Genomic DNA, 22,870 nt, shown 5'->3' on the forward strand with positions numbered 1-22,870 from the left:
CCAAGGCCGCGCGGCGGCGACCCGATACCGGAGGGTCGGGGACCCTTGCACCGCGGCGTCGGGTCATGCCGGGAAGGCCCGATCGACCGTCCTCACGGAACCGAGCCGTCCTGGACCCTGTCGAAGGTGTCCTCGAAAACCGGCATCTTGCCGTCGCCCTGAGGCGGGCACAGCGGGTGGAAGATGGACTGGCCGCCGTCCACGCGCAGGGTGACGCCGGTAATGTAGCTGGCGGCCGGGGAGAGCAGGAAGGTGACGGCCGCGGCGACCTCGGCTTCCGTGCCCATGCGGCGGGTCTGGTTGTTTTTGGCGGCCTCTTCGATGAAGGGGCGAACCATGGGATCGTAGCGTTCCAGGCCGCTGGTCTCGATGATGCCCGGGGCGACGGCGTTGATGCGGATCCCGTGTCGTCCCCACTCGTTGGCCAGGGTTTTGGTGAGGTTGTCCACCCCGGCCCGTGCCGCGCCGGTGTGGGCCATCATCGGGAAGCCCTGCCACATGTCGGCGATGATGTTGACCACCGCGCCGCCATGGGACCGCATGTGTTGTCGGAACGCCTCCTGCGTCGTGAAAAAGGTGCCGGTGAGGTTGGTGTCGATGACGGCGTTCCAACCTTTGCGCGGAATGTCTTCGGCGGGGGAGGGGAATTGGCCGCCGGCATTGTTGACCAGTAAATCCAGACCACCCATGAGGCGAATCGACTCGGCGATGCCCGACTCGATGTCTTCGGCTTCGCGAATGTTGCAGACCACCGCATGGGCCTCTCCGCCCTGCTCCGAAATGCCGGCCACTGCCTGTTCCAGCTTTTCCCGGGTGCGGCCGGCGAGCACGACCTTGGCGCCGAGGCGCGCCAGCTCGCGGGCACAGCGCAGGCCGATGCCGGTGCCACCACCCGTGATCAAGGCGGATTTTCCCGCAAAAAGATGGTCGCGGAAGATGGTTTGAATGGATGATGTCGTGGACATGAAGTCTCCTCGATCGATGGTAGGTAGAACGGTAGCCCCAAGAGTACCCCAAATCGCCGTTTGTGGATGAATCGATGTTCATTGTTTCGTCGCTCGCTGCTTCGCCAATGGTCGGGGTCGCTCGGGTAGCGGGGGACGGCTTCGCGTTTTCGGCCCCTGGTTTCGGTGTACCGGCTGCACGGGGTCTCTCGCCCCGGCCCGAATCCCGATGCCGCTCGACATGGATATGGGGCGCTGCGTCAGGCTCGTCGCGCAAAATACCGGCGCTTCGGGCGGTGTCTCGCTCGGTCGACCGCTTCTTCCTTCGGGTGATGGGATTTATCGGTTGCGCCTGCGAAAGCGGTGGGTGATACTGGCCGCAATCTCATTGAGCCCCGGTCGGTTGCCTTCGTTTTCCGGTAACTTGGATTGCTCACACCTCCCCATAAAAACGGATAAGGATGTTCATGACATGACAGGTTTCCCATTCGTTGATGGCCGTGCCGGCCATGGCGTTCGTCGCTTCGTTTCGTTGATGTCACTCCTGGTTGCGGGATTCACCATGGCCGCCTGGCCTGTCCTCGCCCAGAAGGAAGACCGCGTGGTCGTCTATTCTTCGCGCAACGAGCACTTGATCAAACCCATTTTCGATCGGTTTCAAACCGAAACCGGCATCGAGGTGGTGACCCACACGGACAAGGCTGGACCGCTCCTTCAACGCCTGAAGAGCGAGGGGCGCCGCTCCCCGGCCGACATCCTGTTGACCGTCGATGCCGGCAACCTGTGGCAAGCCAAGAAAATGGGTTTGTTGAAGCCCGTCTCTTCATCCGTTCTCAATCGCGCCGTGCCCAACCACCTGCGCGATCCCGAGAACCAATGGTTCGGATTCTCGGTTCGCGCCCGGACCCTGGTTTACAATACCGAAAAGGTCAAACCCGAAGCGTTGGTCGGCTACGCGGACCTGGCCAATCCCAAGTGGAAGGGCAAGCTGCTGTTGCGTACCAGCAAAAAGGTCTACAACCAATCGCTCGTGGCGATGCTGATCGCACAGAACGGCGCCGAAAAGACCCAGACGATCGTGGAAGGTTGGGTCGACAACCTGGCCGCGCCGGTGTTCTCCAGCGACACCAAGCTCCTGGAAGCGCTCGGCGAGGGCGTGGGCGCCGTCGGCATCGTCAATTCCTACTATTTTGGGCGGTTGATGAAGAAAAATCCCGACCTTCCCCTGAAGCTCTTCTGGCCCGACCAGCAAGGTGCCGGCGTGCACGTAAACATTTCTGGTGCGGCGATGACGGCCCACGTCAAACACGAACAGGCCGCGCTCAAATTACTCGAGTGGTTGGCGGGCAGGGAGGCCCAGGAGCTTTTCGCCAACAGCAATATGGAATACCCCGTGGTGCCGCAAGCCAAGCTCGCCTCCGAGGTGGCCTCCTGGGGTGACTTCAAGCAGAGCGACATGAACCTGGCCAAGGCCGGCGAGTTGCAGGCCGAAGCGATTCGCCTGATGGACCGCGCTGGCTACCGTTAACGGTTTCGTGTTCGCGTTTCGGTTCGGCGCCGCCCACGTGTCATGAAGCGAACCTACCTGCCCGACGGCTGGACCACCCTGCTGATTGCGATCTGTGCCTTCGTCACGGGTCCGATCGCGGTGGTCCTCTACCATCTTTTGTTGCCAGGGGACGACCACTGGGCCCATATGTCGGAACACGTACTGGGCCGGCTGATCGGGAACACGGTGTTCTTGACGCTGGGGGTCCTCTCGGGAACGGCCCTGTTGGGCGTGGGGCTGGCCTGGCTGGTCGCGGCCTTCGACTTTCCGGGTCGAGCCTGGTTCCGCTGGGCCATGATTCTGCCGTTCGCATTTCCCACCTATGTGCTGGGCTACGTGTGGATCGACATTCTGGATGTGGCGGGGCCCGTCCAGGGGTTGTTGGCCGATCTGCTGGGCGAAAAGCCCGCCTGGTTTCCCAATCCGCAATCCGGGGGCGGCCTGATGTTCGTCATGACTCTGGCCTTTTACCCCTACGTCTTCATGTTGGCCCGTGGGGCCTTCGAGCAGCAGGGGCGTCGCGCGCTCGAGGTGGCTCGCGTGTTCGGCTACACGCCCGGCCGTGCCTTCTTCAAGGTCGTTCTCCCCATGGCCCGACCCTGGATCGCCAGTGGGCTGTTGCTCGCAGGCATGGAAACCCTCTCCGATTTCGGCACGGTCTCGATTTTCAATTACGACACCTTCACGACCGCGATCTACAAGGCCTGGTTTGGCTTTTTTTCACTGGAGACCGCCGCCCAACTGGCCAGTATGCTGGTGCTGGCGACCTTGGGATTGCTGTTGTTGGAAAAGTACTTTCAACACCGTAAACGCTTCTACCAGGTTTCCCAGAGCGATCGGCAGATGGCGCCGTTCCGGTTGCACGGTTGGCGGGGATGGGCCCTGTCCGGCCTGTTCGCCACGGTCTTGGCGCTTGGTTTCGGGTTCCCGTTGCTGCACCTGCTTTATTGGCTGGCCCAGACTCTTTCCACCGAGTTGCGCGGCGATTACTGGGAATGGCTGGGGCACACGCTGTTCCTGGGCTTCCTCGCGGCGCTGTTGTTGGGTGTGACCGCCACGTTGCTGGCCTACGCCCCGCGTTTGAAACGGCATCGTTGGATGGGCGGCCTGGTGGCGCTGGCGACGATGGGATATGCCTTACCGGGATCGGTGTTGGCGGTGGGTGTCTACATTCCCCTGGTCTGGCTGGACGACCGTCTCTACACCTGGATCACGACCCATACCCGTTGGGAACCCCAAACCCTGATCAACGGCACCGTGATCATCGTGTTGGCGGCGTACCTGGTCCGTTTTCTGGCGGTGGCCTACCAGCCCATTCAATCGGCCATGCAGCGGATTCGACCCAACATGGACGAATCCGCGCGCAGTCTGGGTTACTCGCGACTGGCGATCTTGCGGCGCATCCACCTTCCACTGCTGCGCAATGGTCTGTTGACCGCCTGTTTGATCGTGATCATCGACGTCATGAAGGAAATGCCCATCACCTTGATGACGCGCCCCTTCGGTTGGGATACCCTGGCGGTGCGCATTTTCGAACTCACCTCCGAGGGCCACTACGAACGCGCCGCTTTGCCCGCCTCGATGCTGGTTCTGACCGGACTGATTCCGGTCGCCATGCTGATGTGGGTCGGGAACCGGGAAAAAGATGATGGCGCGCGACAGGTGGCGGCCGATCATGAATGACGAGGAGTGCAGATGAGTGGATCCGACGCCGGTGCGACCAACTCGGGTGTGGATAACGATGACGCGCTGGTGATGCGCGATGTTTGCCACCACTATGTAGCCGGGACTCCGGTCCTGCGAAATCTGAACGTGGCCGTGTCGCGGGGGGAGATCGCGTGCCTGTTGGGCTCGAGCGGTTGCGGGAAAACCACGGCGCTGCGCATCGTCGCCGGTTTCGAGGCCGTCAGTGCCGGCGAGGTCTACCTGGCTGGGCAGTTGGTGGGTCGCGCCGGTTTCGCCCTGCCGCCCGAGAAGCGCGGCGTCGGCATGGTTTTCCAGGATGCGGCCCTGTTCCCCCATAAAACCATCGCGGACAACGTGGGTTTCGGTCTGCAGCGGTTCGACCGCGAGCGTCGCCGAGCACGGGTGCGCGAATTATTGGCCATGGTGGATTTGGAGGCCCATGCGCGCAAGTGGCCGCATCAGCTTTCCGGCGGGCAGCGACAACGAGCCGCCCTGGCGCGAGCCATGGCGCCCGAGCCGGGTTTGATTCTGCTGGACGAGCCCTTCTCCGCCTTGGATTCCGACCTGCGGCGCAAACTGAGCCGCGATGTGCGCGCCCTGCTCAAGGCCAACGGGATGACGGCCGTGCTGGTGACCCACGATCAGCAGGAGGCCTTCGCGATGGCGGACCGCATCGCCTTGATGCACCGAGGGCGGCTGGAGCAATACGGCGATGCGCGATCGCTGTACGATCGGCCGGCATCCCGCGTGGTGGCGGGCTTCATCGGTGAGGGAGTCTTCCTACCGGTGCGCCGCGAGGGGAATCGGCTCCACGGCCCGGCGGGGGAGTGGCCGGCGCCTGCGGCACGCGAGCTGGAAGGCGAGCTGGAAGTATTGGTACGTCCCGATGAGTGGTCCTTGGTGGCGGAATCCGACGTGGTGGGCTCGGTGCTGGACGTCGACTACCGCGGAACCGGATCTCTGTACCGAGTGCGGCTGGCGGCGTACCAAGAGTGGCCCGAGCAGGAGATCGAAGTTTACTTCAAAGAAACGTTGCGCGTGGGTGAGGAAGTGCGATTGAGACTGACGACGCCGCCATCCCGAATCTTCGCAAAGCGGACCGAGGCCACCCCGAAGTAAGCTCACCAAGACCGCAGGCACCAGTAGCTGGGAGTGCCCGCAACCCCCCCCCACCAAAGCCGAGATGCCAAAAGTCCCCGCATCGCGAGAGGGACGCGGTGCCGGTAGGTGGAGCAGCCTGCTCCACCAATCGAAGCAACCCAAGCAACAACAGCGGATTACCCAAAAAGAGCGAAGCCCAAAACCCTCGCCCGCAACCCCAACCGAAGCCGAGAAGCCAAAAGTCCCCGCATCGCGAGAGGGGCGCGGTGCCAGTAGGTGGAGCAGCCTGCTCCACCAATCGAAGTAACCCAAGCAACAACAGCGGATTACCCAAAAAGAGCGAAGCCCAAAACCCCCACACGAAACACGATCGAGACCGGGAACTGAGCTTCAATCACGTTGAGGTGGGCCCTCGGGTAAACAGCGGGGTAGAGACCCAAGGAGAACCATAAACCGGATATCTGGAGGCCCGGCCCTCGTACCCCGGCGGACACCTTGACGGCCCAGCAACCGACGCCACCGAGATGTCCATGGTGCGTTGGCGGTCACCTACAGCGTTTACGCGGCCAGTTCCCAAGTTTCCAACTGGCGTACGCGCAACCTGCGCCAATCGAGCACGCGACCCATGGCGGCAAAGCTTGCACGCCAGGTCATGGTCAGGGTGCGGGCCTCGGTGTCGATGTAGAGGCCGTCGAGCACCATGCGCTCGCACTCGTGGGTGCCGCGGAAGGTACAACCACAGGACAGTTGGATATTGGGAAGCTCGAAAAGGAAATCGCCTTCGTGGGCGAAGCCGCGCAGGTGAACCGGTTCGTTGCCTGCCAACGGCTTTGGGGTGATCAAATCGGGGTGGGCCGCATGGAAGAAACGCGGGTCCAGGTCTTCCGGCCAGAGGGGGGCGCGTTCTCGTTGCCAACGCTCGTCGAAGGTACCCGAAAGTTGGCGGCGCGGCATCCACATACGGGCCACGAGACCGTACCCGGCCGGTCGGGGTCGATCGCGAACCCGGTCGATCAAATCGCGAGGATCTTCCAAGTTCGGGAGTGGCTTGTCCAGCGCCTCGCGCCGGCTGCCGTAGAAGCCGACGCCTACCGGGTTACGCTCTTCGAAAGGTGCCATCCCATGGGCGTCGGGCACGGCCGAGCCGCCGAAGGCGCATTCGTAGGAGAGGGGAAATTCGGTGAAAAATTCGGGATCGCTGGGCTTCAAGCCCAACATGCCGCTGGTCCAGACGCGGTTTCCGAAGACGCGCACGCTTTTTTCGATGGTGCCCACACGGACCGAAGTATCGCACTGGCGCTGGGGTTTCCTGCCGGGCGTGCGTGCTTTACCGTTCAGGGCGATGTCGGTACCGGGTCGACCGATGAGGCTTTGGGTGTCCACGAGCAGGCTGCTCTGTCCCGGCTCGCCGGCGTATGTCTCTTCCAGAGCGATGGGCGGCTGCTCGGCCAGGGCTGTCAAAGGACCCACGTGGACCAGGCCGGGTTTGGGCAGGTGAAAGGTGGCGGAGACGACCGCCGTGACAAATTCGCGGCCGTCCTTATCGGCCGTCAACAAGCGTTCCAGGGCGTAGGGCGTGTAGTTTTCTATTTGGGACATGGGGGCTTCCTAAGGGTTTTTTGGTTCGGTACTCCGAAGCGTTTCGAGCTTCGGTGTACCCGTGGTAAAGCGATCCAACACGTCCAATGACTTTCTTTGGAGAGGTTTGCATTGAAAGGGCGGTCATCCGCCAAATCGAGGCGTGTCGATCGAGACCGTGCGGAACACGTCCGAACAGGGCGCTGGGATCACTGGGCAATTGAAGGGTCCCCATCCTCGAGTTCCATGAACCTCATCACCCGAACCGAAGAGGGGGAGGGTTTGGCGACGAGCATGATACCGACAAGATCGGGGAAGAGTGCTTGCACAACTTTTGGGTGAGGCCGTTCCGCAGATAGGGCGACGGAAATCGGTGAGAGTGAGAGAATTCTATAAACAAATAGGACAAATCGTTTCGTTGACACACGCATCCCAAAAAGGCATACCTTTTATACCTTGTTTTGAAGTCAAAGTGGAACGAAACCCCGTGGTCAAGCCTGTTGTTTGTGGCTTTGCTCACACCCGGTGTTGAAGTTACTTTTGTTTTACCTCTCCTTGGTGATTTTTCGGCTTTGTATATCTTATTCCGGAAGCGATGAATCGCGATTGGCCAGCATTCGAGTTGGTTTTTCTGCGCTTGTGCGTGCTTCGCAAACACGCTTGGTTTCGATTTTTTCTCAATGGTCATCAGCCTTTTCGCCCGCTTTGTCTCGCGCATCACGGATTCCAACAATCGCCTCACATTCCGCTACCTCTGGCGTTAGGATGTGGATCTCAACCAGGGATTGGTGATGCACGCCTTCTCGCCAGTGCCTATCCAGAAACAGGGTTTTTTAAATGATTGCCCCGAGTCGGCCGGACCCCAAGTACAAACCGGAATCGGCAGTTGGGTGTCAGGTTTCAGCTAATTGACTGGTGATAAAAGTCTTGATGAGACCTGACATCTGAGGGCTGATACCGTGCCCATCCTGGCGAACCAGCTTGGCAGCCTCGGTTTTTCCGTTTCTGGATGGGCTCCGACAACAACGCAACCCACTTTCTTTTTGAACAGGACCTTCACATGCTGCAAACACTGGGAAACCATCCCGACGCCGTTTCGTTCCGTAAAGACCTGGTCGCCGACCACATGGAAGAAATCGAATGGCTCCTCGAGCATCGCGACATGCAGTTTCGAGATCCCGAAATCCACTGGACGGAGGTCGGTGAATTGGAGGGGCGATTGTGGAACAAAGTGGCCGCGGTCGTCGCTCAGGGCGATGTGGGATTCGATCTGGCCAAAGCGGCTGCCGGACGTGCGGAGGAAGAAAGGGTCCGCGCCGGTGTGTGGCTGTTGCCTCATTTTCCCCGCGGCATGGAAACCCTGTCCGAATTGGCCGAGCGATTTCACGAGGAGGATGCCGCCCAGGAACCCTTGATCGAAGCGCTGTTTCGGGGCTTGGAGGCCTCCGCGCTCGAGTTGTTGGAACCACTGCTGCGCCAATGGGCGCAATCGCCGAATCCGGCGATGAGGTCCAGAGTGGCCCAATTTATCGGGTATCGTCGCGCCGAGATGGCCGACCTGCTGGAGACGATGCTCCGCGACGAAGATCTCGCGGTGGTCGCGGAGGCCGGGTTGAGCGCGGGGAAGTTGGGATTGGTCGATCTTCAGCCCGTGCTGGCTCAATCGCTGGCTCAGGCGTTCAAAACGAAAAACTGGCGGGCCAGCCGATCTCTCGCTCGAGGCTTGAGCCTGCTCGGTTCGTCTTTGCCGGCCGGACACGTGCGCCAAATGCAGCAAAGCGGGGCCGCCACCGACGCCGCATTGACGGAGTTGGTCGCCATCGAAGGCCGGTTCGAGGATTGCGATTACCTTGAATCGGCCTGTGCCGCGGACGGCGGCGAGCGAGATATCTGGCTTTCGTTGGGGGTTTGGGGTTATGCGCAGGCGGTGCCCCACCTACTCGCCCAATTGGAAGGCGAACCGGATCACGCCATCCACGTCGCCCGAGCGCTTCACCTGATTACCGGCGCCGACTTGAAAACCAAGCGATGGGTTGCGGAAGACGACGACTGGGACGAAGACGAACCGCCGGTGGAAACAATGGGCGGCATCGATGATTTGGACGACGGCGATTCGGAGGGTACGACCGAATCGAGCGGCGAAACGTCCGCCGAAGCGGACGAACTGCGGGGCCGCTGGATCGAGGAACTGACCGTTGACGCGGACGCCTGGCGTGCCTGGTGGCAGTCGCACGAGGGACAATTCGAGGCGGATCGCCGCTATCGTCACGGGCATGCGTACGGAGCGACGGCCATTCTCGCCGAAATCGAGGCACCGGAAACGCGCCTTCGAGAGCGGTGCCGGGCATTGCGCGAGTTGGCTCGCCTACAGGGATTCGGCCCCGGCCAAGCTTTCGAGCCGGATTGGTGGACCAGTCACCAGCGCCATTACCTGGCCCACTTGAAAAGCAAGCTGTAACTTCGCGTTTCGAACGAGGATGCTGGCGGACGGCCCGGGGCTTGGCGGCCAATGGCTGTTCCGGTCGAACCCGCCCGATCGCCTTTCGGCGACGCGACCCGTCCCTGGCTCTCCGGTAACGGGTCGTGCTACAGTTAGAGTTTCGCCAGAGACCCAACTCGATTCCTTTATCGCCGACCCTTTCCGATATCATCCATGAAGCGAGGATTTTCCATGAAACGGGTGACGCTTTTCGTCCATCTACCCGAACAAGAAGATTACGCCGAGCAGTGGCTTTGGGCCGATGGCGCCAGTTCGGTTTCCAGCAAACCTCCCGGTCACCCCGACCGCAGCCTCGAGGCCATGTACGAGGAGCTGGACGACGTTTCCTTTCACGCGCGCCTCGAAGAAGCGGCTCGCTCCTGGCCCGGCGAGGTACCGCCCGCCGCCACCAGTGAAGTCGACGAGAAGAACTGGCAGGTCCAGTGGCGCGAAAACTTCACGCCCCTTCAAGCGGGGCGATTCCGACTGGTCGGCGAGTGGGAGGACCTGCCCGCCGACGACGACACCATTTGGATCTATCCCGGTCAGGCTTTCGGAACCGGACAACACGAAACCACGCGCCTCGTGTTGGAACACATGGAGACCATTCCGTTCGAGCGGGCACGCGTGCTCGATATCGGCTGCGGCACCGGGATCCTGTCGATCGCGGCCGAAAAGCTGGGCGCCGCCGAGGTGTTCGGATTCGACGCCGATCCCGATTGTGCCGAGAACATGGCCCATCACCTGCGCATCAACGAGAGCCGCCGTATCGAGCTGTCGATCGGAACCCTCGACGATTTCTCGCTGGCGTCGGGCTCCTACGACGTCGTTCTCGCCAACATCACCCTGAACGTGTTGCGCGAGGTCTGGCCCCTGTGCAAGGGATTGCTGAAACCCAAGGGGCACTTGATCAGCTCGGGCATCCTGTTGGAACAAAAAGAGGAAGCCGAAGCTCAGCTACACGATTTGGGCTTCGATATCTACCGCCACACCGGATTGGGCGAGTGGGTCATGCTGGCCGCGAGGATATCGTGAAACGGATCTGGTCCCCGCAATTGCCGGACGTCGGCGAATTGCTGGAGCCCGATCGCGAGGAACTGCGTCATCTGCTCTCCGTGCGGCGCGCCAGTGCGGGCGAACGCATCGAGGTCATCGACGGCAAAGGTGGTTTGGCGATCGGCGAGCTCGAATCGGTCCGGAAACGCGACGCGGAAATCCGCATCGTGGAACGTTTGGAAGCGAGCCGCGAGTCGCCTCTGCAGTTGACCGTCGTCTTGGCGCTTCCGGTCCAAATCTCGACCCTCGACGATTGCCTACCCGGCCTGGTGCAATTGGGTGTGACCCGGCTCATCTGGGTGCCCACACGATATGGCGGTCGCATGAAGAAGGATCCCGCGAAGTACCAGGGCCGGTTGCAGACCATCGCCCTTCAGTCGCTCAAACAATGCGGGCGTCTGGTCTTGCCGGTCATCACCCCGGCTCGCGATTGGGAAGAAGCCTGCACCACCATGACCGAATCCGGGGCTTTCAGCCTGCTGTTTCATCCCATTCGATCGGGGGCGGGGACCGAGGCCCTGCCGGAAAAACTCGACCATGTCGCGCTTTGGATCGGGCCGGAAGGCGGCTTTTCGGAGGACGAGGTACAGCGGGCGGCGGAAGCCGGAGCCCGACCGACCGACATGGGGCCACGCATTCTACGCACGGAGACGGCGGTCATCGGCGCCTGCTATTGGGCCCAGTCCCGTTTCGGCGACATCGGCCATGCGCTGCAAGTCCCCGGGGAAAACGCCGTGATCAGCTAGACGCGAACCCGCTAGATTACGAGAAAGAAACAGCGCGAAGCGAGCCAACATGGTGGTCCCGGCTGCCTGAGAAGGTCGTCGTGCCAGGTAGGTGCGACCGCTGGTCGCACATTCCGAAGCCCTGCTTTTATTGAAGCTTCGCTCTTTGGTGTTCCGTATATTCGCAGCCTTGATCGCTTCGAAGTGTCGGCCGGGCCGGCCAACCTACTGCCGCGCCGACTCTCAAAGCATGCGGGGACTCCTCGCATGAATCACTTCGGCAAGTTCAGCCGGCGGGCTTACCGCCCCTGATGCCCCTACCGGGCACGATGAAACTCTCGGCATTCGGGCACTTCGTGCAAGTTTGTTTCGAGAGAGGTCACAGAGTGAAATAGGGTTTGTTGTAAGTTGTTTGAGTTTTTAGCTTTATAGAGTGAATGCAGCAAACGCCGAATGTTCGGTTCCGAGAAATGCCATGAAGATATGGTGCGGGCCGAAGGTTTCGGCCCGCATCGTTCCTTCGCCCTCAAGCGGGGGCGGGTTGCTCCTGGGACTTTTTCCCGCGCCGGGTCTTGTTCACGATCCACTTGAACAGCCGCACCAGCCCCTTGGCCGTGCGGTGACTGGTCAGAATCACGAACGGCAGGCCGACCAGGGTCAACACCGTGGATGAGGCCAAGCCGCCGATGACCGTGCGCGCCAAGGGGAAGTAGTAGGCCCCGCCCAAGCCGGAGTTACCGATCGCCATCGGGATCAGACCCATGATGGTGGTGGCCGCCGTCATCAGGATCGGGCGAATGCGGTCGATGGCCCCGTCGTGGACCGCCTGCTCCAGCGGCATGCCCGTCAGGCGGTAGTGGTTGATGCGGTCCATCATGATGATGCCGTTGTTGACCACGATGCCTATGAGAATCATCATGCCGATGCCGGCCATGACCTCGAACTCGGTGCGGGTGAAGAACAACAGCCAGGACACGCCCACCAGGCTGAAGAAGATCGTCGAAAAAATCATGAAGGGTTGGGTCAGCGATTCGAACAGGCTGGCCATGACCAGGTACACGAGAATCAGGGCCAAGCCGAGGTTCAGCAGCATGGCGTCCATGTCCTCGTCTTCCTGGATCAGGCGATCGCTCCAGGACCAGGTGACCCCGGGCGGGAAGTCGAAATCCTGCATGCGCGCTTCGATTTCCTCTTTCATCTCATTGAAATTTTCGCCCTCGTAGGTGCCGCGCACCACGTGGTGTGCCTTGCGGTCCACGCGGCGAATGGTCTCGGGTCGGTCCGCGTACTCGAATTTGGCGATCGAGCCCAGCTTGACCCCCTGGCCCATCGGGATCTGCTCCACCTGATGGATGTAGGCGCGGTCTTCGATGCGCAGGCCGAAGGTCACGTCCGTTTCGCGCTCACCCGCCTGGAAGCGCGGGAGATAGGTGGCGCGCAGGGTGAACCCGAAGGTCTCGGCCACCTGTTCGGGGCTGATGCCGTAGAGGTTCGCCTTCTCGCGATCGATGGTGACCTGCAGTTCCTTTTTCCCGCTCGACTTGCCCGACTTGATGTCGTACAGGCCGTCGATGCCCTCGATCAGTTTGGCCACTTTCTCGCCGGTGGTTTTGAGGATGTCGGTCTCGGTGCCGAACAACTGGATGCGTACGGCCTGGCTGCTGCTCTGCTCGTCGTCGTCGAACATGAATTTGACGCCGGCGATTTCGGGGAGACCCTCGCGCAGTTCCTTGCGGATTTCCTTGAAGCGCGCCACGGGCATGTGGCGGTCCTTGAAGTTCAGCGAGGTGGCCGCGTAGTTCTCCTGCATGTAGGAGTAGACCGATTCCAGACCCCAATCCTCGCGGCGGGTGTCGATGTAGGCTTCCACCTCGTCGACCGCCTTCTCCGCGTCGGACAGGAAGAAGAAGTCCTGGAACTCGTATTCCATGTAGAGGCGCTCGGTCTTGAAGGACGTCCCCTTGAAATTTTTCAGTTGCGAGAAGGGGAGGGCGGTGGAGCCGACCAGGCCCAGCAGCAGCACGCCGGTCCAGACCGGGTGACGCAGCGACCAGTTCAGCACGGCCGTGTAGCCCTTCAGGAAGCCGGGGTTCTTGGCCTCTTCGGGTTTCTTGAACCTGTCGAGGACTTTCGAGGCGAACAGCGGAATGGCCGTGGTCGAAACCAGCAGCGAGAGCGCCAGCGTGATGCAGATGGTCAAGCCGATGGAGGAGAGCCAGACCCCCAACTGGTTGTCGTCGCTGACCACCAGCGACAGGAACACGATCATGGTGGTCGAGGTCGCCGCGATCAGGGCCACGATCACCTCGCGGGTGCCGTGACGGGTGGCCTCCACGGCGTTTTCGCCTTCGAGGTATTTCTGGTAGATGGACTCCAGGACGACGACCGCGTTGTCAACCAACATCCCGACCGCGAGCATCAACCCCATCATGGTCAGGATGTTCAGGGTCTGGCCGAAGGCGTACAGGAAGATGAAGGATCCGATCACCGAGATCGGGATCGCGGTGGCCACGATCAGGGTGGCATCCAACCGGCGAAGGAAGAGGAACAGGACGATGACGGCGAAGAGGGCGCCGTAGAGGCCGGCTTGGGTCAAGCCGTCGAGGCCCTCGGTGATGTCTTTGCCCTGATCGCCCCAGACCAGCAGGGTGATGCCTTCGAGCAGGGGATCGGCCGCGATCTCGTTTTTGACGATCGCGTTGACGGCGGTCGCGACCTCGACGGTATTGGCGGTGCTCTCCTTGTAGACTTCCAGGGCCAGGGCGGCGTCGCCGTCCAGGTGGCGGCGATAGCCGATCGGCGGCTCCTCGTAGAGGACGTCGGCGATGTCCTTCAGCAGCAGGCCCGAATCGGTGACCTTCATTTCGGCGAACTCTTCGAGCGTGTTGATCTTGCCCTGGCTGCGCAGGTTGTAGACCAGGCCGTTGGTCTTGATTTTCCCGGCGGAGAGGTTGACGTTGTCACGTGCCAGGCTCTGAACCACTTCGCCCACATCCACGCCGTGCTCTTTGATCTTGTCCAGGTGGAGCTCGATCGAAACTTCTTTGGGCAGCACGCCGCCCAGGTCCACCTTGGCCACGCCGGGAATCCGCTCCAATTTCTGCTTGATGTGCTTTTCCAGCAGATCGTAGTTCTCGGAGAGGTCGATCCCGGGTGCCGAGATGCGTCCCTGAATGACCGGAATGTCCTCGGTGTTGAAACTGAAGATGTCGATGTGCCGCAGGCCGTCGGGCAGGGTCGGCTTGATTTCCTCGAGCTTGAGGCCCAGCTCCAGGCGGATCAGGTCCAATTCCATGCCCCAGTTGAAGTCCAGGCGGATCACGACCTGGTCCGACTCCGTTTCCGAGCTGACCTTGCGGACTCCCTTGATGGTGGAAAGCCCTTCCTCCAGCGGTTTGGTGACCTCCCGTTCCAGGATCAGCGGATTCTGGTTGGGGTAACTGGCCATGACCCACATGGCGGGAAAGTCGACCTTGGGCAGGAACGCCAGCTTCAGCCGCTGCAGCGAGATCACGCCCAGCACGCAGATACAGGCGATGGCGACAAAAACCGTGACCGGCTTTCTGACGGAGAGGTCGTAGAGCTTCATGCGGTCGCCTCCGATTCCACGGTGGCCCGGCCCCGTTCGGGAATGACGAGGCCGCGGTTGACCGTGCCGTAGAGCACGGGAATGATGACCAGGGTCAGGACGGTCGAGAACACCAGGCCACCGATCACCGTGACGGCGAGCGGGGCACGCATCTCGGCGCCGCTACCCAGGCCGAGCGCCATGGGAACCAGGCCGAGCACGGTGGTGGTCGTGGTCATGAAGATGGGCCGCATGCGGCGGTTGCCGGCCACGATCAAGGCGTCGTAGAGGGTTTCGCCGCTTCGCCTGAGCTGGTTGATGTAGTCGATCAGGACGATGGCGTTGTTGACCACGATGCCGGCTAGCATGACCAGGCCGATGAGGGCGATGACGCTGATCTCCATGCCGACCACGTAGAGCGCCACCAGACCGCCCACCAGGCCGATGGGAATGGTGAACAGGATCAGGAAGGGATGGACCAGCGATTCGAATTGGGAGGCCATGACGAGGTAGACCAGGAAAATGGCCAAGGCGATCATTTTGAAGAGCGACTCGAACGAGTCGTTCATTTCCGCGTTCTGGCCGGCGACGTCGATCAGGGTGCCGGCATGGGCACTCTGCACTTCGGCCATCAGCGGCAACAGGGCCTTTTCGGCCGCGCGCAGGTCGTTGCCGTGCACGCCGGATGAAATGACCGCGGCCCGTTTTTGGCTGATGCGCTTGATTTGGGCCGGGCCGATTTCGTGTTTGATTTCGGCGACGCTGCTCAGGAAGATCGGCCGGCCTTCGCGGTATCCGATCGTCAGGGTCTCCAACCCGTCCAAGCTCTCGCGATCGGCTTCGCGCAGACGCACCAAGATGTCCATGTCGCGGCCGCTACGGACGAAGCGGGTCGGCGAGGCGCCTTGGATCTTGTCGCGCAACATGTTGGAAACGTTGCCGATCGACAGGCCCAGCTTGGACATGGTGTCGCGCTTGAAGCTGATCTGGACTTCGGGGTTGCCGTCGGCGACCGTGGTTCGGATATCCTTGAACAGGCCGTTTTCTTCCATCTTGGCCTCGAGTTCGCGGGCGGCGTTTTCCAGCTCCTCGCGGTCCTCGTTGTAGAGTTCCACCTCGATCGGGGTCTTGAAGGTGAAATAACTGGGCGAGCCGATTTGGTAGGACAGCGAAGGGCCCTTGTTCAGCCGCTCGCGGATTCCGGCGATGACCGTATCCGGATCGTGTTTTTCGGGGTCGATGTTGAAATTGACCTGGGCCAGGTTTTCGCCGGTACGGCTCTCCACGCCCTGGTTGAATTCACCGAGGCTGGAGAACACCACCTTGACGCCTTCCTGCTCCAGGATTTGGCTTTCCACCCAGGAGGCCATCTTGTCGGTGCGCTCGATCGGGGTACCCTCTTCCAACTCGACGAGGATGAAGTAATCGCCCTGGCTGAGTTCGGGCACCAGGTTGACGCCCATCGAACTCCAAAGCTGCGCGGCCTGGAAGACCAGCAGAATCGCAGCCAGGAGCACCACGAAGCGGAAGCGCAACGCGATCGTCAGCATGCGGCTGTAGAGGTTGTCGGCGAAATCCGAGGCCTTGTGTTCCTTCAGGTCGAAACCCGCGGACATGGCCGGGGCCCGCTCGACCCGTTTGGCCGGTTCGCCGTCGTTCGCTTTTTTCTTCTTCCTACGGGAGAACAGGGCGTACAGCGTCGGCATCAGGGTCAGCGACACCAACAGCGAGGCGATCAACGAAAAGCTGACCGTCATGCCGAGATCGCGGAACAACTGGCCGCCGATCCCTTCCACGAACACGATGGGCAGGAACACGACCACGGTCGTCAACGTCGAGGCGACGACCGCGCCGCTGACGATCGAGGCGCCGTTCTCGGCGGCGGTCGCCGAATCGTCGCCGAGGTTCTTGCGCACGAAGATCGATTCGAGCACGACGATCGAATTGTCCACCAACATGCCGATTCCCAAGGCCAGGCCGCCCAGCGACATGATGTTCATGCTCACGCCGAATTGCAGCATCAGGAAAAAGGTGGCGAACACCGAGATCGGGATGGCGAAACCGACGATCAGGGTACCTTTCAGGTCGCGCAGGAAGAACAGCAGCACCATGATCGCGATCAGGCCGCCGAAGAATGCGTTGGATTTCACCTCTTCCACCGAGCTCTCGATGAAGGTGGCACCGATGAAGGTCGTCGTCATTTCCAGCTTGTCTTCGTACTTTTCCTTCAGCACGTCGATCGCGGCCCGCAAATTACGGCTGACCGTCACCGTGTTGGCGTCGCCTTCCTTGTAGAAGGCCAGCTCGATGCCTTCCTCGCCGTTGATGCGGGCGATGTGGTCCTGATCCTTGTAGCCGAAGCGCACGTTGGCGATTTCGCTGAGGAAGATGCGTCGTTCTTCCTTGCGGCTGACGATCGTCTGTTCGATGTCTTCGAGCGATTTGAATTCGTTGAGGGTCCGCACCAGGAAGCGCGCCTCGTTTTCGTAGAGCGAGCCTCCGGCACGGTTGATGTTCTCCTCGCGCAGGCGGGTGTTGACCTCTTCGATCGTCAGCCCGTAGCGTTTCAGGGCCGCCTCGTCGAGCTCCACTTCGATGACTTCCTCGCGACCGCCGACGACCTCGATCGAGGCCAGGCCGGCCACGCCCTCCAGGCGCTTTTTCAGGTCCTCTTCGCCAAAGTACCGCAGTGCGGTCAGCGGCATGTCCTCACTGGTGACCGACACCTTGAGGATCGGGTCCTGGTTCGGGTCGTAACGCAGGATGCGCGGTTTTGCGACGTCTTCCGGGAAGCGCAGCAGGTCGACCTTCTTGGAGACGTCCAAGATGGCGAAGTCCATCTGCCGACCCCAGTTGAATTCCAGGGTGACTTGGGACAGCTCCGGTTTCGAGGCGCTGGTGATGCGCTTGATGTTGGGAATCACGGCCACCGCCTCTTCGATTTGGCGGGTGACAAGGTACTCCACTTCCTCTGGGGCCGCACCGGGGTAGCGGGTTTCCAGGGTAAGGGTGGGGTAGGAGAGGTCCGGCAACAGGTTGATCGGGAGTTTGACCAAACTGATCAGACCGAAGGCAATCACACCGATGGTCACCATCATGATCGTGACCGGTCGATTGATCGAAGTGCGTATGATGCTCATAGAAATGCTCCGAGTCCTCTGGGGCGTGGCTGGCCGGCAGGCAGGATGGAACTGCCGGAAAAAAGAGTTGACGGATGACTTGACGCGGAGTGCGACGCGGGGAAGATTGACCGGGCGGAGGCATTCGCAGTCGGACTGCCGGCGCGAGCGACTCGCGGGACGCGGCAGTGCTTCGATGTACCTGGAACGGGAGCCTTCGAAGGCTCCCCCGACCTTCCGCGCCGGCTATGCGACCCCTTACTTTTTCGCGGAGACTTCGACGTTCGGATCCTTGATCAACGCGCCGTCTTTCAGGGAGTCCTTGCCGGTCAACACGATGCGGTCACCAGCCTGCAGACCCTCGGTGATCTGCACGTACACGCTTTCCTCGATGCCGGTTTTCACTTCTTTCTTCTTCACGCGCAGTTTGTCCACGTCCTTCTCGTCACGCTCGGCGAGGAAGACATAGGTATTCTGGCGGCTGTCATAGACCAACGCTTTTTTGGGCAGCACCGTATCGGACTGCTCCACGTGGGTCACGATACGCAGGTGGGCGTAGGTGCCGGGGCGCACGTAACGCGGCGCCTCGGTGACCGAAATCGTCACCTTGACCGTGCCGGTCTCGCGGTCGACCACCGGCGAAATGCGGGTGACCGAACCGTCGAAGGCATCCTTGAAGGCATCGGTCCGGGAAAAGGTCACCGTCTGGCCGGTTTCCAAATCGTAGGTTTGCCGCTCGGGCAAAAAGACTTCGGCCTTGAGCGGATCCAGTGCGGCGATCGTGAACAGCTTTTCGCTGGGTTGCACCGTCTGGCCCAATTCCGCGAAGCGGTTGACCACGGTCCCGTTGAACGGTGCGACCACCTGGGTCATTTCGACCTTGTAGTTGGCGATGTCGAATTCCGCCTTCATGCGTTCCATCTCGAACTTCTTGGCGTCGAATTCCTCGGTCGAGACCAGGGATTTGTCATAACTGGTCTTGATTCGCTTGTACTCGGCCTGGGCTCGTTTCAGGTTGACCCTGGCCTGTTCCAATTGTAATCGCGCGTCGTCGCCGTCCAGCGCGATCAGCAAATCACCTTTCGATACTTTTTGGCCCTCTTCTACTTTCAATGTTTTGATCTGTCCGGCGGCTTTGGGAAAGATGTCGACTTGGCGGTCTGCCTGGAGGGTAGCGGTGCCGGAAACGTAGGTGGTCATTTCTCTCGAGCCGACGGTGTGTAACTCCACCAGGTATACGGGCTCTTTTTTCTTTTTCTCGTCGTCTTTCTCTTCTGACTTTTTGCTGGAACTGTCGTCGTCAGCACTGAGCGGTTGTTGAACGGCGAAAAAGACGCCTCCTGCAACCAGTGCAGTAAGAATCAACACAATTGAAAGCTTCTTCACGCTGAATCCTCCCCTGATTTTCCTTCTCCACCTGTCGGCTTTAACGCGGCCTGATTGTAAAGGTTCATTACTGATTCGGATTTTTTGTCCTTATTTGGGATCAACTTGGAATAAATCGTCATCCATTCACTACAATTCCCCACCCAAACTCCATTTTTCAGCCAAGAAATGGCGCCTGCGGGGCCTCGAGGGCCTTCGTCAATTGCCCGGCCGGCCTTTGCTCTGGTAGACTGGATTCTTCACATCACCGTCATTGCCGTTTAGGTAACCGTTCCGGGTTGGCGACCCATTCACGATCACCCGGGTTTTGGACTGCAGGCCGGCGGACGTGATGGCGGGGCTCGCCGCATCCGGGAACATTCAGCGCTTCTTTATTTAATGTTCCTCTTTAGATAGAGAACCCCTATTTGGGAAGGTCCTGTACTTTTCCCCAATTGGACCGCGTTTCGGTCCGCGGCGCGGATGGGCTCCAAAACCCGCGGTATTCATGTGGGTCGGGTACAGGTTCGACCCTTTCCGCTTTCGAATAAAACGCTCGATGAGAGGGGACACACGACTTATGACAAACAAGGGAAAACAAGCCCAGATCCAGGCTCCCCAGGGGGCCATGGCCAAGTTCCTCGACTGGATCGAGTGGTTGGGCAACAAGCTGCCCGATCCCGCGATTCTCTTTTTTATATGTATGGTGACCGTTTGGGTGCTTTCGTGGCTGCTCTCTGGTGTGACCTTCACCGAAATCAATCCCAAAACCGGTGAGGCGATCCAGATCAACAACATGTTGGCCGGTTCGACGATGGCGACCTTCTTTGCCGGGATGGTCAAGACCTTCACCGATTTCGCACCGCTGGGCATCGTATTGGTGGCCATGTTGGGGGTCGGCGTGGCCGAACACTCGGGCTACATCAACGCCGGTCTCAAGTGGATGCTGGGCTTCACCCCCAAGGGCTTGCTCACGCCCGTCCTGATTTTCGTGGCGATTCTCAGCCACACCGCCACCGACGCCGGCTACGTGCTAGTGATTCCCCTCGGTGGCGTCATTTTCTACGCGGCCGGACGTCATCCGCTGGCAGGGATCGTCGCGGCCTTCGCCGGAGTGTCGGGGGGATTCAGCGCCAACCCGATTCCCTCGGGCATCGATCCGTTGCTGCAGAGTTTCACCCAGACCGCCGCGCAGATCATCGATCCCGCCAAGACCGTGAATCCGCTGTGTAACTGGTACTTCACCGGGGCTTCCAGCATCGTCATCATCCTCGTCGGTTGGTTCCTGACGGACAGGGTGATCGAACCGCGGCTGAACTCCCACACACCGGTGGACAATGACGCCGAACCACCTACCAAGATCGAAAAGCTCACCGCAAGCGAATCTCGCTCCTTCTGGGCCGGCTCGGCCGCGATGATCCTCGGCTTGATCGCCTTGGCCGCGATTGCCATACCCTCCGACTCGATTCTGCGCAACGCGGACGGTTACCTGGAGCGTTTCGACGCGCCGCTGATGCAGATGATCGTGCCCCTGATCTTCGTGTTCTTCCTGATTCCCGGTGTGGTTTACGGCCTGATGGCGGGCACGTTCAAGAACTCGAAAGACATTATCATGTCGATGAAAAAGGCGATGGACGCCATGACCTACTACATCGTCATGGCCTTCTTCTGTGCCCTGTTCCTCTACGCCTTCAACAATTCCAACATCGGTGCGCTGATGGCGCTCAAGGGCGCGGCGGCGCTCAAGGCCATGAACCTGCCGCCCCAGGTCACCATCATCGGCATCATCTTCCTGACCGCGTTCGTCAACCTGGCCGTGGGCTCGGCCTCCGCCAAGTGGGGCCTGCTGGGTCCGATTTTCGTGCCGATCCTGATGCAGGTCGGCATTTCTCCCGATCTGGCGCAGGCCGCCTACCGCGTCGGCGATTCCTGCTCCAACATCATCACCCCGCTGATGCCCTACTTCCCGTTGGTGGTCGTCTTCGCCCAGAAGTACGTCAAGAAGACCGGCATCGGCACCCTGGTTTCGTTGATGTTGCCCTACACGATCCTGTTCATGATCACCTGGAGCATCTTCCTGCTGATCTACTGGGGACTGGGAATTCCGCTCGGCGTCGATGCCAGCTACGTCTACACGCCGGCGACGCCCTGATCGCCGCACGACCGATGTGACCTACACCGAACGGAGGGTTGCCGCGTGCCGGCACCCTCCGTTTTCTTATTGCCCTGGCGATCGAGCGCGTTAGAATACGGTTCGATTCAGGTGGCGACGTGGCGCGCCGCCGCTGGGGGAGGTCCTCGTTTTGGAACAACCGGAAGTAGGCGCGGTGCGCCAGTTCATGCAGCAGATCCCGTTCAACCGTTTGCTCGGCATGGAGCTGACGACCATTTCCGCCGAACGTGTCGACATTCGCATTCCCATGAAGGACGAGTTGGTGGGCAACTTCCTTCACGGCATTCTCCACGGCGGGGTCGTCACCTCCGTACTGGACGTGGCCGGCGGCTGTATCGCGTTGATGGGTGCCTACCAGCGCATGAAGGAGCAGCCCTCCAAGGAGATCGTGGCCACCCTGTCCAAGGTGGGCACCATCGACATTCGCGTCGATTTTCTGCGACCGGGTCGCGGTCAATGGTTTACGGCCTCCGCGATTCCGCTGCGAACGGGGAACAAGGTCGCCGTTACCCGCATGGAACTGCACAATGACCAGGGGCATTTGTTGGCTGTCGGCACCGGCACTTATCTTTGCGGATAATAGACGTGTCGGCGCCAGTCGACGCTTTTTTTGATGAGGAACGGCCGACCGGTCGATAGGGCTGGTAAGGCAGAACCCAAGGTGTGTGATTGGATCCTCGCCGCCGAGAATGGGCCGAAAACGAGCCGCGAATGCCTCTCGTCCCAGCCCCGGGCGGTCATGGCGGGGGCGCCGTTGGACGGCGCTGGTGGCTCGGTCGCTTCTCGATGGCGCAGACCGATCATTCGGATTGGGTGGAAGATCGGAGGTCGTCCTTGGCTCCTGAACCCTATCAAGCCCCGACCGAGGAGTACACCCATCGCGATTGCGATCTGGACCCTTTGCTCGATTTGATCTTGGTGATATTGCGCGCCCACCCCCAAGGGCTGAAGGAATACGATCTCCTGAAACGGCTGGCCTTGGAAGACGACACGCCCTTCACCGGCCGGCTCCACGACGAGCTGGAGATGTTTCGCCAGCACTTCCTGCTGTTCCACCTGCTGTATCGTCTGCGCGATCGCCTCCGTGTGGCGGGTGAAGCCGACGTTCACATCCACTGCCTCCGAATCGGGCTGCTGCCGTTTTCGCGAAGCCACGAGCACGCCGCCCGCCGGCAGGTGGCGCCCGACGATCCCCTTCGCAACTACTACCTCGACTGGCGCAACTGCGAAGCGGTCGATCGCGATACCGTGCGCCGCATGATCCAGGCGTTTTGGAAGCGCTACCACGTGACCCTGGGGCGCGAGGAGGCGCTGGAGGTTTTCGGCCTGCCGAGGTTCGCCGGCCCCGCCGAGATCAAACGGCGCTATCGCGAGCTGGTCCGCCGGACCCATCCCGATATGGGCGGCGATCCGGACGAATTCCGGCGCGTCATGAGCGCGGCCGGTGCCCTGCTGAGCTGAGCCGCGAGTCCGCGGACGCCTGCTCCGTTCGGTCGACCCCGATACGCGTTCGTGAAATATCATGGC

At 60.8% G+C, this 22,870-nt stretch carries 14 protein-coding genes; 9 read left to right on the plus strand and 5 right to left on the minus strand.

All coding sequences use genetic code 11. From position 1 onward, the window contains the following. Positions 1 to 92 precede the first annotated feature (92 nt). A complete protein-coding gene (locus J3U87_RS03840; RefSeq protein ID WP_237381710.1) occupies positions 93 to 965 on the minus strand; it encodes an SDR family oxidoreductase in 873 nt (290 codons plus the stop codon). A 451-nt stretch (positions 966 to 1,416) separates the two neighbouring features. Between J3U87_RS03840 and J3U87_RS03845 the strand changes: the two genes are divergently transcribed. The 3 genes from J3U87_RS03845 to J3U87_RS03855 are packed head-to-tail and all read left to right on the plus strand — an operon-like array spanning position 1,417 to position 5,298. Further along, a complete protein-coding gene (locus J3U87_RS03845; RefSeq protein WP_237381711.1) occupies positions 1,417 to 2,472 on the plus strand; it encodes an extracellular solute-binding protein in 1,056 nt (351 codons plus the stop codon). A 42-nt stretch (positions 2,473 to 2,514) separates the two neighbouring features. Beyond that, complete coding sequence (locus tag J3U87_RS03850) at positions 2,515 to 4,176, plus strand: ABC transporter permease (RefSeq protein WP_237381712.1); 1,662 nt, start codon at positions 2,515 to 2,517, stop codon at positions 4,174 to 4,176. 12 nt (positions 4,177 to 4,188) lie between these two features. After that, entirely contained in the window at positions 4,189 to 5,298 is a 1,110-nt protein-coding gene (locus J3U87_RS03855; RefSeq protein WP_237381713.1) for an ABC transporter ATP-binding protein, read from the plus strand. A 540-nt stretch (positions 5,299 to 5,838) separates the two neighbouring features. Here J3U87_RS03855 and J3U87_RS03860 read toward each other — a convergent pair. Then, positions 5,839 to 6,879 (minus strand): DUF2169 family type VI secretion system accessory protein, encoded by a 1,041-nt coding sequence (locus J3U87_RS03860; RefSeq protein WP_237381714.1) that lies wholly within the window; start codon positions 6,877 to 6,879, stop codon positions 5,839 to 5,841. 1,039 nt (positions 6,880 to 7,918) lie between these two features. Between J3U87_RS03860 and J3U87_RS03865 the strand changes: the two genes are divergently transcribed. The 3 genes from J3U87_RS03865 to J3U87_RS03875 all read left to right on the plus strand — a co-directional run bounded on the left by J3U87_RS03865 (position 7,919) and on the right by J3U87_RS03875 (position 11,139). Beyond that, positions 7,919 to 9,316 (plus strand): HEAT repeat domain-containing protein, encoded by a 1,398-nt coding sequence (locus tag J3U87_RS03865; RefSeq protein WP_237381715.1) that lies wholly within the window; start codon positions 7,919 to 7,921, stop codon positions 9,314 to 9,316. Positions 9,317 to 9,529: 213 nt separating this feature from the next. Further along, entirely contained in the window at positions 9,530 to 10,372 is an 843-nt protein-coding gene (locus J3U87_RS03870; RefSeq protein WP_237381716.1) for a 50S ribosomal protein L11 methyltransferase, read from the plus strand. Further along, the gene (locus J3U87_RS03875; protein WP_237381717.1) at positions 10,369 to 11,139 is read left to right on the plus strand and encodes an RsmE family RNA methyltransferase; all 771 of its coding nucleotides are present in this window, start codon (positions 10,369 to 10,371) and stop codon (positions 11,137 to 11,139) included. Before J3U87_RS03870 ends, J3U87_RS03875 begins: the two co-directional genes overlap by 4 nt. 505 nt (positions 11,140 to 11,644) lie before the next feature. Here the strand turns inward: J3U87_RS03875 and J3U87_RS03880 are convergent. The 3 genes from J3U87_RS03880 to J3U87_RS03890 all read right to left on the minus strand — a co-directional run bounded on the left by J3U87_RS03880 (position 11,645) and on the right by J3U87_RS03890 (position 19,191). Then, positions 11,645 to 14,707 carry an efflux RND transporter permease subunit gene (locus J3U87_RS03880; RefSeq protein ID WP_237381718.1) on the minus strand — a complete coding sequence of 1,021 codons (3,063 nt, stop codon included), beginning with the start codon at positions 14,705 to 14,707 and terminating at the stop codon, positions 11,645 to 11,647. Beyond that, positions 14,704 to 17,826, minus strand: a complete 3,123-nt coding sequence (locus J3U87_RS03885; protein WP_237381719.1) for an efflux RND transporter permease subunit — start codon at positions 17,824 to 17,826, stop codon at positions 14,704 to 14,706. The genes J3U87_RS03880 and J3U87_RS03885 overlap by 4 nt, the downstream gene beginning before the upstream one ends. A gap of 237 nt (positions 17,827 to 18,063) precedes the next feature. After that, positions 18,064 to 19,191, minus strand: a complete 1,128-nt coding sequence (locus J3U87_RS03890) for an efflux RND transporter periplasmic adaptor subunit (RefSeq protein ID WP_237381720.1) — start codon at positions 19,189 to 19,191, stop codon at positions 18,064 to 18,066. Positions 19,192 to 19,750: 559 nt separating this feature from the next. Between J3U87_RS03890 and J3U87_RS03895 the strand changes: the two genes are divergently transcribed. The 3 genes from J3U87_RS03895 (at position 19,751) to J3U87_RS03905 (ending at position 22,804) form a co-directional block, all read left to right on the plus strand. Next, positions 19,751 to 21,322, plus strand: a complete 1,572-nt coding sequence (locus J3U87_RS03895) for an AbgT family transporter (RefSeq protein WP_237381721.1) — start codon at positions 19,751 to 19,753, stop codon at positions 21,320 to 21,322. 187 nt (positions 21,323 to 21,509) lie between these two features. After that, on the plus strand, positions 21,510 to 21,923 hold the full coding sequence (locus J3U87_RS03900) for a thioesterase family protein (RefSeq protein WP_420038279.1): 414 nt from the start codon (positions 21,510 to 21,512) through the stop codon (positions 21,921 to 21,923). A gap of 254 nt (positions 21,924 to 22,177) precedes the next feature. Further along, a complete protein-coding gene (locus J3U87_RS03905) occupies positions 22,178 to 22,804 on the plus strand; it encodes a DNA-J related domain-containing protein (protein WP_237381723.1) in 627 nt (208 codons plus the stop codon). Positions 22,805 to 22,870: the final 66 nt, after the last annotated feature.

Origin of the sequence: Sulfidibacter corallicola (genome assembly GCF_017498545.1) — a bacterium.
Lineage (GTDB): Bacteria > Acidobacteriota > Holophagae > Acanthopleuribacterales > Acanthopleuribacteraceae > Sulfidibacter > Sulfidibacter corallicola.

Coding starts and splice junctions, on each gene's coding strand:
- J3U87_RS03885 (WP_237381719.1), bottom strand. CDS start 17,826: ATGAGCATCATACGCACTTCGATCAATCGACCGGTCACGATCATGATG.
- J3U87_RS03900 (WP_420038279.1), top strand. CDS start 21,510: ATGCAGCAGATCCCGTTCAACCGTTTGCTCGGCATGGAGCTGACGACC.
- J3U87_RS03880 (WP_237381718.1), bottom strand. CDS start 14,707: ATGAAGCTCTACGACCTCTCCGTCAGAAAGCCGGTCACGGTTTTTGTC.
- J3U87_RS03845 (WP_237381711.1), top strand. CDS start 1,417: ATGACAGGTTTCCCATTCGTTGATGGCCGTGCCGGCCATGGCGTTCGT.
- J3U87_RS03865 (WP_237381715.1), top strand. CDS start 7,919: ATGCTGCAAACACTGGGAAACCATCCCGACGCCGTTTCGTTCCGTAAA.
- J3U87_RS03860 (WP_237381714.1), bottom strand. CDS start 6,879: ATGTCCCAAATAGAAAACTACACGCCCTACGCCCTGGAACGCTTGTTG.
- J3U87_RS03840 (WP_237381710.1), bottom strand. CDS start 965: ATGTCCACGACATCATCCATTCAAACCATCTTCCGCGACCATCTTTTT.
- J3U87_RS03850 (WP_237381712.1), top strand. CDS start 2,515: ATGAAGCGAACCTACCTGCCCGACGGCTGGACCACCCTGCTGATTGCG.
- J3U87_RS03895 (WP_237381721.1), top strand. CDS start 19,751: ATGACAAACAAGGGAAAACAAGCCCAGATCCAGGCTCCCCAGGGGGCC.
- J3U87_RS03870 (WP_237381716.1), top strand. CDS start 9,530: ATGAAACGGGTGACGCTTTTCGTCCATCTACCCGAACAAGAAGATTAC.
- J3U87_RS03855 (WP_237381713.1), top strand. CDS start 4,189: ATGAGTGGATCCGACGCCGGTGCGACCAACTCGGGTGTGGATAACGAT.